Below are 9,800 nucleotides of genomic sequence, written 5' to 3' on the forward strand. Positions count from 1 at the left end.
GGGAGAGGTCATAGCGCGGACTGGTCCTGGAAGATAATCGGCAGAAACTCGCGATTCGCCGCTTACTCGGAGCCAGAAATCGTCGACCGCAGGTAGTCCATCGACCGCTTGTACCAGTCGTCGCTGATGCGGCCCGTGTAGCGAAGATGGTTGAGGATGACCTCCAGCGTCAGACAGCTGCGCATGTTGATGCCCGCGCGCAGCAGGCGCTCGCGCGCCCCCTGCTGCCTGTCGATCAGCACGAAGGCGTCGCGCACGTACAGCCCTTGCTCACGCAGCTTCTCCGCCGTCTCCAGGATGCTCCCGCCGCCGGTTACCAGGTCGTCCATGATGATCGCCGTCTGGTTCGGTTGATAGACGCCCTCGATCTCATTCCCCTCCCGGCTGGGATGCAGGTAGATCATCGGGACCTTGGCCGTCAGCGAGTACGCCGTGGCGATGTGCAGTCCGCCGAGTGGCACGCCCGCGACGAGGTCAAAGGGGTGGACCTGCGGGTTGCGCATCGACTGCAGCGCGAGGATCTCCTCGTGGATGACGTGCGCCGCCCGCCATAGGGCCGAGGGGTGGCCGATGAGACGTCGTACGTTTATGTAAACGGGGGATCCGACCGTCGTGCGTCCGAGCGTGAATTCGCCGAACTGGACCGCGTCCAGCTGGAAGAGGGCATCCGCCAGCCAGAGTCTGCTGTTGTTCTCGACGCTCATCGCCTCAAATCACAAAACGCCGGAGGCCCTTCGGACCTCCGGCGCCGGGTCGATTTCGTTCGCGTTCCCGCCTATCTGGAAACTCCATCCACTTGCGCCAGGCTTACACGCATCTGGCCAAGATTCGGTTTCTCTGGCGGTCTACCCTTTGTCGTGCGCCCTGTCGACCCGACAGGGCATTAAGAGTCGACTTGCCAAACTCCCCAACGGACCCGGTCGGTCATGCCGACGTTTCCTCCCTTGCGGGACTGTCCTGCTTTATTCGGACTCCGGAGTTCCAGCGCCAGCATAGCACCGCCCCATGCCTTGTCAAGTCGATTTCGATTACGTCACGCGTTCCTTTGGACTTCGATGCCGCCGTATACGTATCTGCAAGACACCCCTGGGGCGGGCGAGGGACGTCACCCCTCCTCTCCGCCCTCCACCGTCCGCAGCGCCTGCACCAGCACGCACACCAGGCTTCGCGCTTCCCTTGCGTCCAGCATCATGGCCAGGGCTTCCGGCTCCCCGTCCCATCGCTGGCGCGACAGCTCCACCACGACGCGCGATGCCTGCGGATACACGTCGAGCTTGACCCTCGTCCACGGCCGGTCGACCTCGCCGTCTGCCCGGACGACCTCTCGCTCGTCCAGGCGGGTGATCGCCATCCGGGCCGGCCCGGGCGGGCTGCGCTCTCCGGCTCTCGTGACCATGTCGATCTGTGCGGTGCCCATCGCTTTGCCTCCATCAGCGCTCCTTGCCAGCCGGAGCAACTGGAGACAGTGTCGCCCTGGCCCGCCGGCGCGGCATCGCAGGAACCAGTGATCTTCGGGGCGATTTCGGCCCTCACTGCGTGGCATCGGTAACAGTAAGCGGTGATCGGCGCTCTAGGCCCTCCGCTCATAGGGCGGAAGCCGGGCGCTCGCGCCCGCGATCCAGACTATCGGCCAAACCCCTTGCGCTTGCGCGCGCCTTGCTCCAAAATGCCGTTAGCACTCCCCCCACCTGAGTGCTAAAGAACCCGCCAAACACGAAACTGCAAATCGAATTCCCGGAGGAGTGAGCATGGCCAAGCAGCTGCTATTCGATCAGGACGCCCGCGCCGCACTCAAGGATGGCATCGACGCCCTCGCCGACGCCGTCAAGATCACCCTCGGTCCCAAGGGCCGCAACGTCGTCCTCGACAAGAAGTTCGGCCCCCCGACCATCACCAACGACGGCGTCACCATCGCCAAGGAGATCGAGCTCCAGGACCCCTTCCCCAACATCGGCGCCCAGCTCGCCAAGGAGATCGCCTCCAAGACCAACGACATCGCCGGTGACGGCACCACCACCGCCACCGTCCTCGGCCAGGCCATCGTCGCCGAGGGCCTCAAGAACGTCACCGCCGGCGCCAACCCCATGGCCCTCAAGCGCGGTATCGAGAAGGCCACCCAGGCCGTGATCGAAAGGCTGCGCTCCATCGCCACTCCTGTCACCGAACGCGAGCAGATGGCCCAGGTCGCCGCGATCTCGGCCAACAACGACGAGGCGATCGGCGAGCTCATCGGCGAGTGCATGGAGAAGGTCGGCAAGGACGGCGTCATCACCGTCGAGGAGTCGAAGAGCATCAAGACCGAGGTCGAGTACGTCGAAGGCATGCAGTTCGACCGCGGCTACATCTCGCCCTACTTCGTCACCAACTCCGAAAAGATGGAGGCTGAGCTCGAAGAGCCCTTCATCCTCATCACCGACCGCAAGATCAGCGCCGTCGCCGACATCCTCCCCGTCCTCGAGAAGGTCCTGCAGGCCAGCAAGAACCTCCTCATCATCTGCGAGGACTGCGACGGCGAAGCCCTGGCGACGCTTGCCGTGAACAAGCTGCGGGGCACCATCAACGTCATCGCCGTCAAGGCCCCCGGCTTCGGCGACCGCCGCAAGGACAACCTCGGCGACATCGCCGCCCTGACCGGCGGCACCGTGATCAGCGAGGAGCTCGGCCGCAAGCTGGACTCCGTCACCCTCGAAGACCTCGGCCGCGCCCGCCGCGTCGTCGTCGGCAAGGAGGAGACCACCATCATCGAGGGCCGCGGCCGCAAGGAGGACATCGAGGCCCGCGTCGCCCAGATCAAGTCCGCCCTCGAGACCACCACCTCCGACTGGGACCGCGAGAAGCTGCAGGAGCGCCTGGGCAAGCTGGCCGGCAGCGTCGCCGTCATCAAGGTCGGCGCCGCCACGGAAGTCGAGCTCAAGGAGAAAAAGCACAGGGTCGAGGATGCCCTCAGCGCCACCCGCGCGGCCGTCGAGGAAGGCATCCTGCCCGGCGGCGGCGTGGCCCTGGTCAATGCCCAGTCCGCGCTCGACTCCCTGGACCTCGAAGGTGACGAGCGCACGGGCGCCATGATCCTGCGCCGCGCCCTGGAGGAGCCCCTACGCCGCATCGCCATCAACGCCGGCCAGGACGGCTCCGTGATCGTCCAGGAGGTGCGCAGCCTCCCCGTCGGCCAGGGCTACGACGCGGCCCGCGATGACTTCGGCGACATGCAGAAGAAGGGCATCATCGACCCGCTGAAGGTGACTCGCTCCGCGCTCGAAAACGCCGTCAGCATCGCCGGTATGGTGCTGACCACCAACTGCCTCGTCACCGACATCCCCGAGAAGGAGACCGCTGGCGCCACGCCTCCCATGTACTAGCCGCGTCCGCCGGCGCGGGCGAGCCGCTCCCCTGCACCCGCGCCGGCGTCCCGTCAGGCCAAAGGAGGCCGGGCACTTACCGATAACTTTGATAGAGGGGACACCAATGCAAAGCGAAAATGGTCTTCTAGTCGACGTAGGTCAGATACGCCAGGTTGTAGAGAATGCGGACGTCTTTGCGGTAGGATTCGCGAACTTCTCCGAGCGGCTACTGGTCGATACCCGCAGGAACGCCGAGGCCGGCCCGATGGTCCGCGTCGTCGAGCCGCTCGGCTCCGTCCAGGAGCGCTACTTCTGGCTCGGCAAGGAGCGCCCGGCCTTCGGCCCGCCTCAGAACTTCGTCTTCTTCGCCTGGCCGCACTCCATCGCCTTCCTCCAGCAGTCCGGCATATGGGAGCGCATCTGCGAACGGGTCGGCGCGCCCACGGACCCGGACGCCGCCCGCCAGTGCGACAACTCGCTCGAAGACCTGAAGGCGCTCGAGCGCCAGGTGCTTACCAACGCCATCCTCGGGCGTAACTACGTAGGCCTCTGGCCTCAACAGCAGCAGCAGCCGCGCGGGTAAGCCCGCCCTCAGCCGTCCGCTGGGCTCCCACGTAGGGAGTCCGCGCGCGCCCGGCGCGCCCCCTATCGCTGCCGTTCGCGCGCCCGCCGTCTGACCCCCCTCTCCGCTGTCTCCTGGCCCGTCCGGGTTCCTGTGCCACAATGCGCTAACACTGCCCAGGAGGCCCGGCATGACGGAAACAGCGCCCGCGAAGCGCCCCATGCGTCCGGAGGACATCCTCCGCATCCGCTGGCTCAGCGACCCCCAGATTTCCCCGGACGGCAGCCGCGTTGCCTACGTCGTCACCACTCTCGACGCGAAGAGGAACGAAAACCGCTCCTTCATCGCCCTGGTGGACGTGGCCACCGGCGAGTCGCTGCCTCTCACCAACGGGCCGAAGCGCGACACCTCGCCGCGCTGGTCGCCGGACGGGCGGCACCTCGTCTTCGTGAGCGAGCGCGGTGACGAAAAGGAGAAACCACAGCTCTGGGTCATCGCCGCCGCCGGCGGAGAAGCCTGGCGCCTCACGGACGCGAAGGACGGCGCCGCCAACCCGGCCTGGTCGCCGGACGGCAGGCGCATCGCCTTCACCAGCCGCGTCGAGCTCAACCCCGCGCCCAGGGCGCCTGACGGCAAGCCCTATCCCAAGGTGCGGAAGATCACGACCCTCAAATACAAGAGCAACGGCGAGGGCCTCGTCGACGACAAGCGCACACACATCTACCTGGTCGACGTAGACTTCGACTCCCGCGAGTCCAGGTCGGCGATCGCCCTCACGGCCGGCGACTTCAACGACGGCCCGCCCCGCTGGTCGCCGGACGGCAAGCAGGTCGCCTTCGTGTCGGCCCGCCACGCGAGCCGCGACCGCGACACCGCCGCGGACCTCTGGCTGGTCGACGTCCCGCCGCCAGGCGAGACGCCGAAGAAGGCGCCGGCGCCGCGGCGGCTGACGAGCACGCAGGGGCCGGTCAGCGCCCCGGCCTGGTCGCCGGACGGCTCCTTGATCGCCTACCTCGGCCATACCCACCGAGATCGGCCCTCCGGGCGCCACCATCGCCTCTGGCTGGTGCCAACGGCTGGCGGCGCTCCCTCCTGCCTGTCCCAGGCGCTCGACCGCAACTGCAACAGCGGCGTCGAGCCCTTCTGGTCGAACGACGGCGGGTCGGTCTTCTTCGGCGTCGTGGACGGCGGTGACTGTCACCTCTACTCCACGCCTGCGTCGAAGGCCGACCCGGCGCCCGTCCTGAGAGGGGCCAGGCAGGTAACCGCCGCCCGCGGCGCCGCCGGGAAAGTGTGCTTCCTGGCCAGCGACACCACCCATCCGGCCGAGGTCTACCTGGTGTCCGAGGACGGCGGCGGCGAGCGCCAGCTCACCAGCGAGAACGCCGCCTGGCTCGACGAGGTCGAACTGGCGCCGCGAGAGGAGATCAAGGCCACGAGCGCGGACGGCACGCCCGTACAAGCGTGGGTCATCCGGCCGCCCGGGGCCACCGGGGCCCTGCCCTGCCTGCTCAACGTGCACGGCGGCCCCAAGACCCAGTACGGGAGCAACTTCTTCGACGAATTCCAGGTCTACGCCGGCGCCGGCTACGTGGTCGCGTTCGGCAACCCCCGCGGCTCCGACGGCTACAGCGAAGACTGGGCGATGGCCGTCCTCGGCGACTGGGGTGGCAAGGACTGGGCCGACGTGACGGCTATCGCGGACGCCGCCGAGGCGCTGCCCTTTGTGGACTCATCTCGGATCGGCATCATGGGCGGGTCTTACGGTGGCTTCATGACCAGCTGGGCCGTCGGCCACACGCGGCGCTTCCGTGCCGCCTGCTCCGAGCGCGCCGTAAACAACGCCTACTCGATGGTTGGCACAAGCGACATCGGCTTCAACTTCCAGCTGGACCACGTCGGTGGCGTGCCCTCCAGGGACGCTGACCGGTTCCTGCGTATGTCGCCGATCACCTACGTGCGTGACATCCGCACGCCCCTGCTCATCATCCACGCCGAAAATGACCTGCGCTGCCCGATCGAGCAGGCGGAGCAGCTTTACGTCGGGTTGAAGCTGCTGAGACGGCCGGTAGAGTTCTGGCGCTTCCCTGAGGACAATCACGAAATGTCGCGCTCCGGCAAGCCGCGAAATCGCCTCAAGCGTTTCGAGGTGATCCTCGCCTGGTTCGGCCGCCGCCTGAGGGCTTGAAAGAGACCTCGGGCGCACGTGACGACTTCGTCCTTGCGCCCGGGCTGCAATACAATCCCGCTGACCCGGCGCTGCTGGGAGGGACTCGAAGGGGTGCAAGATGACGCAACCGCGGCGCACATACGAGGAGTTGAGGGCGATCGCCGACCAGTTCCTGAAAGAGCATCGCCTCGGCGTGCTGGCCACCGGCCGCCGTGACGGCACGCCGCAGCAATCCATCCTCTCCTACTCCTACGACGGGAAGGACATCGTCATCAGCACCGGCTCCGAGACCGCTAAGGTCAAGAACATCCGCAAGCGGCCCGGCGTGGCCCTGGCCGTCACTGACGGCCCCAGGTGCGTCGTCGTCTACGGGAAGGCCCGGCTGCTGCAGGGCAGCGAAGCGGAGGCCTACCTTGGCCGGCCCCCGGGCAGCGGCCGCCAGGGCGGCGTGCCGACCCTCATCGTCTTCTCGCCGGAGACCTACCGTTGGGCGCGGCTCGAGGGCTGACCAGCCTCACGTCGCGTCCGGGCATCCCTCTGCAACCACGGCCGCGACGGCCCCTGCCCCGCGGGGCTCCAGCCCTGCCGTCCCATCGAAGGGCGCCAGCCGCCGCTCGCCGAGGTCCGCCTCCGGATAACTGACCAGGACCTCAGCCTCGGCCCCGCGCGGCGTAGCCGCACGCGCGACCACAACCAGACCTCCAGCGTCTCCGTCGGCGGCGCTCCCGCACGGTCATGAGGTGATGACCGCGTCCCGCCCGGGCTTGGGGCTGCGGCGGCACTGTCGTACTATGGCCGCACTCTCATCTCCCATCGCGCGCTTGTTAGCCTCGCCTGGAAGGACTTCCGATGCCGAAAATCGAGCTTGGGGTACACACCGGACAGCAGGACATAGAGCTGGACGAACTGCGGCGGCTCTGGCGCTATTGCGACGAGAACGGCTTCGACTGGATCAGCGTCTGGGACCACTTCTACGAGGCCCCCAACCGCGACAACGAAGGCCCGACCTACGAGGCGGTCGCTCTGATGGCCGCGCTCGCCCTCGAGACGAAGCGGCCCCGCATCGGCTGCCTGGTCTTCTGCATGAACTACCGCAACCCGGCGCTCCTGGCCAAGTCCCTGACCACCATCGACCACCTCAGCGGCGGCAGGGTGACCGTGGGCCTCGGCGCCGGCTGGCATGTCCAGGAGCACCAGGCCTTCGGCTACGACTTCCCGCCGGTCAGAGAGCGGCTGGACCGCCTGTCCGAGGGGGTGCGGATCATCCGCGGCATGCTGACCCGGGAGCAGTTCAGCTTCCAGGGCAAGTACTACCGCGTCGACAACGTCCGCAACAACCCGAAGCCCCTGCAAAGCCGGATGCCGATCATCGTCGGCGGCGGCGGCGAGCAGCGCACCCTGCGCATCGCCGCCCGCCGGGCCGACGGCTGGAACGTCCCCTACATCGGCCCCGACGTCTTCGCGCACAAGAGCAAGGTCCTGGACATGTGGTGCGAGAAGCTCGGCCGTGACCCCGGGACCATCGAAAAGTCCGTGAACCTGCACTTCCTCATGTCGTCCAGAGGGCCGAGCGACACGAGCCGCTTGCGGCCGGGAGCGGCAGCGGGCGGCCTCTCCGGCGAACCACAGCAGGTCATCGACAAGATTGGCGAGTACATAGACGGCGGCGCCCAGCGCGTGAACATCGCCATCCGCCCGCCCGTGGACTGGGAGGCCCTCCAGGAGTACGTCGAAGACGTGATGCCAGCCTTCCGCTAGCCCGCTGGCTGCCGCCGGCATTGAAGGCTGAAGGCCCGCTCCCAGGGAGCGCGCACTGACGTTGGCCGCGCCCTGGCCCCCGCCCGGAAACGGCATCGCAGGAACTAGAGGAGCCTGCATCCTTCTGGCAGACTAAGTACACAGAGAGGCCCCGGGGAGGCGCTCGCTGCCAATGCCTGACTACGACTCCACGACAGCGCTGCTCGTCGTAGACATGCAGAACGACTTCGCCGACCCTCGCGGCTCGCTGTACGTGCGCGGCGGCGAAACCATCGTGCCCGTCGTGAATGCGGAGATCGAACGCGCACGGGCCGCCGGCGCCCTCGTGGTCTATTCGCGAGACTGGCATCCGCCCTCGACGCCGCACTTCCAGAAGGACGGCGGCGTCTGGCCCGTGCACTGCGTGGGCGACACGTGGGGCGCCGCCTTCCACCCTGACCTCAAGGTCGTGGAAGGCGCCGAGGTCATCCACAAGGGGACAGGCGGCGAGGACGGCTACTCCGTGTTCAGCGTGCGAGATCCTCGCTCCGGCGAGCACTACCCGACGCGCCTGGAGTCGTTGCTGCGCGACGCCGGCATCCAGAAGGTCGTCATCGTCGGCCTGGCGACCGACTACTGCGTGAAGGAGACCGCCCTGGACGCGCGCCGCCTCGGCTTCGACGTCACCGTGCTCCGCGAGGCGGTCGCCGCCGTCGACCTGCAACCCGGAGACGGGGAACGCGCGCTCGAGGCTGCCGCGGCTGCCGGCGCGCGGATCGAGTAGCGGGGCGATGCGGGAGGGCGAAGGCCTTTTCACCGACCTCTACGAGCTGACGATGTGCCAGGCCTACTTCAACGAGGGCCTCGAGCAGGATGCCGTCTTCGACCTCTACGTCCGCAGCCTGCCGCCGCAGCGGAATTTCCTCATCGCCTGCGGCCTCGACCAGGTCCTGTCTTACCTCGAAGCGCTCTCGTTCGACCAGGCGGCCCTGGAGTACCTGCGCTCGCGAGGCCTCTTCTCGGAGCCGTTCCTGGAGTATCTGTCAACCCTGCGCTTCACCGGGTCCGTGCGCGCGGTGCCCGAGGGGACCGCGGTCTTCGCCGGCGAGCCCATCCTTGAGGTAACGGCGCCGATTCCGCAGGCACAGATCGTCGAGACCTACCTCCTGAACCAGGTCACGTTCCAGACCATCATCGCCTCCAAGGGGGCAAGGGCCGTCATCGCCGCCCGCGGCCGCACCCTGGTCGACTTCGGCTCGCGCCGCGCCCACGGCAGCGACGCCGCCTTGAAGGCGGCCCGGGCACTCTACATCGCCGGCTACGACTCCACCTCGAACGTGCTCGCCGGCCGGGAGTACGGCATTCCCGTTGCCGGCACCATGGCCCACAGCTACATCGAGGCGCACGAGTCCGAGGTCGAGGCGTTCCGGGCCTTCCTCCGCTCCTACCCGGAGACCGTCCTACTGGTCGATACCTACGACACCATGGAGGGCCTGCGGCGGGTCGCGGCGCTCGCCGCGGAGCAGGGCGGCCTGCGCATCCGCGGCGTCCGTCTGGACTCCGGCGACATGGGCGCCCTGGCGAAGGCAGCGCGGCAGGTCCTGGACGATGCCGGCCTCCGGGCGGCGGGCATCTTCGGTAGCGGCGGCATGGACGAATACGAGATCGATGCGCTCCTGAGCGCCGGCGCGCCCTTCACCGCCTTCGGAGTCGGCACGGCCGCCACGGTCTCCAGCGACGCGCCCGCGCTCGACTCGGCGTACAAGCTGGTCGCCTTCGCTGGCCGGCCGCGCATGAAGCTCTCGCCCGAGAAGGCGACGCTGCCCGGCCCCAAGCAGGTATTCCGGCGCCTCGAACATGGCCGCTTCGCCGGAGACGTCATCGCCCTGGCCTCCGAGTCTCTTCCCGGCGAGCCGCTGATGGTCGAGGTCATGCATGCCGGCCGGAGGACCGCTGCCGGCGCCTCCTCCCTTGAGGAGGCGCGGGCTCGCTG

At 67.9% G+C, this 9,800-nt stretch carries 10 protein-coding genes; 7 read left to right on the forward strand and 3 right to left on the reverse strand.

Annotated features, from left to right (window positions below; genetic code table 11):
* Positions 1 to 62: 62 nt before the first annotated feature.
* Both VNN10_07745 and VNN10_07750 read right to left on the reverse strand, forming a co-directional pair.
* The gene (locus VNN10_07745; protein ID HXH21908.1) at positions 63 to 704 is read right to left on the reverse strand and encodes a phosphoribosyltransferase; all 642 of its coding nucleotides are present in this window, start codon (positions 702 to 704) and stop codon (positions 63 to 65) included.
* A 401-nt stretch (positions 705 to 1,105) separates the two neighbouring features.
* Positions 1,106 to 1,417, reverse strand: coding sequence for a hypothetical protein (locus VNN10_07750; GenBank protein ID HXH21909.1), 312 nt, complete (start codon positions 1,415 to 1,417; stop codon positions 1,106 to 1,108).
* 331 nt (positions 1,418 to 1,748) lie between these two features.
* Between VNN10_07750 and groL the strand changes: the two genes are divergently transcribed.
* The 4 genes from groL (at position 1,749) to VNN10_07770 (ending at position 6,578) form a co-directional block, all read left to right on the forward strand.
* Positions 1,749 to 3,356 carry a chaperonin GroEL gene (groL, locus tag VNN10_07755; GenBank protein HXH21910.1) on the forward strand — a complete coding sequence of 536 codons (1,608 nt, stop codon included), beginning with the start codon at positions 1,749 to 1,751 and terminating at the stop codon, positions 3,354 to 3,356.
* Positions 3,357 to 3,462: 106 nt separating this feature from the next.
* Positions 3,463 to 3,921, forward strand: a complete 459-nt coding sequence (locus VNN10_07760) for a hypothetical protein (GenBank protein HXH21911.1) — start codon at positions 3,463 to 3,465, stop codon at positions 3,919 to 3,921.
* 169 nt (positions 3,922 to 4,090) lie between these two features.
* Positions 4,091 to 6,088, forward strand: coding sequence for a S9 family peptidase (locus VNN10_07765; protein HXH21912.1), 1,998 nt, complete (start codon positions 4,091 to 4,093; stop codon positions 6,086 to 6,088).
* Between the two features lie 100 nt (positions 6,089 to 6,188).
* Positions 6,189 to 6,578: a pyridoxamine 5'-phosphate oxidase family protein gene (locus tag VNN10_07770; protein HXH21913.1), complete on the forward strand. Its 390-nt coding sequence runs from the start codon at positions 6,189 to 6,191 to the stop codon at positions 6,576 to 6,578.
* 6 nt (positions 6,579 to 6,584) lie between these two features.
* On the opposite strand, the gene VNN10_07775 is transcribed toward VNN10_07770, so the two are convergent.
* Positions 6,585 to 6,761 carry a hypothetical protein gene (locus VNN10_07775; protein HXH21914.1) on the reverse strand — a complete coding sequence of 59 codons (177 nt, stop codon included), beginning with the start codon at positions 6,759 to 6,761 and terminating at the stop codon, positions 6,585 to 6,587.
* Positions 6,762 to 6,919: 158 nt separating this feature from the next.
* Here VNN10_07775 and VNN10_07780 point away from each other — a divergent pair, with 158 nt between their 5' ends.
* From VNN10_07780 to VNN10_07790, 3 genes are all read left to right on the forward strand, one after another.
* Positions 6,920 to 7,828 (forward strand): TIGR03560 family F420-dependent LLM class oxidoreductase, encoded by a 909-nt coding sequence (locus VNN10_07780; protein HXH21915.1) that lies wholly within the window; start codon positions 6,920 to 6,922, stop codon positions 7,826 to 7,828.
* Positions 7,829 to 8,000: 172 nt separating this feature from the next.
* Positions 8,001 to 8,591: an isochorismatase family protein gene (locus VNN10_07785; GenBank protein ID HXH21916.1), complete on the forward strand. Its 591-nt coding sequence runs from the start codon at positions 8,001 to 8,003 to the stop codon at positions 8,589 to 8,591.
* A 7-nt stretch (positions 8,592 to 8,598) separates the two neighbouring features.
* A partial coding sequence (locus tag VNN10_07790; GenBank protein ID HXH21917.1) for a nicotinate phosphoribosyltransferase occupies positions 8,599 to 9,800 on the forward strand: 1,202 nt, incomplete at its 3' end.

It is taken from the genome of Dehalococcoidia bacterium (genome assembly GCA_035574915.1).
GTDB lineage: Bacteria > Chloroflexota > Dehalococcoidia > DSTF01 > WHTK01 > DATLYJ01.

Coding starts and splice junctions, on each gene's coding strand:
- VNN10_07745 (HXH21908.1), bottom strand. CDS start 704: ATGAGCGTCGAGAACAACAGCAGACTCTGGCTGGCGGATGCCCTCTTC.
- VNN10_07750 (HXH21909.1), bottom strand. CDS start 1,417: ATGGGCACCGCACAGATCGACATGGTCACGAGAGCCGGAGAGCGCAGC.
- groL (HXH21910.1), top strand. CDS start 1,749: ATGGCCAAGCAGCTGCTATTCGATCAGGACGCCCGCGCCGCACTCAAG.
- VNN10_07760 (HXH21911.1), top strand. CDS start 3,463: ATGCAAAGCGAAAATGGTCTTCTAGTCGACGTAGGTCAGATACGCCAG.
- VNN10_07765 (HXH21912.1), top strand. CDS start 4,091: ATGACGGAAACAGCGCCCGCGAAGCGCCCCATGCGTCCGGAGGACATC.
- VNN10_07770 (HXH21913.1), top strand. CDS start 6,189: ATGACGCAACCGCGGCGCACATACGAGGAGTTGAGGGCGATCGCCGAC.
- VNN10_07780 (HXH21915.1), top strand. CDS start 6,920: ATGCCGAAAATCGAGCTTGGGGTACACACCGGACAGCAGGACATAGAG.
- VNN10_07785 (HXH21916.1), top strand. CDS start 8,001: ATGCCTGACTACGACTCCACGACAGCGCTGCTCGTCGTAGACATGCAG.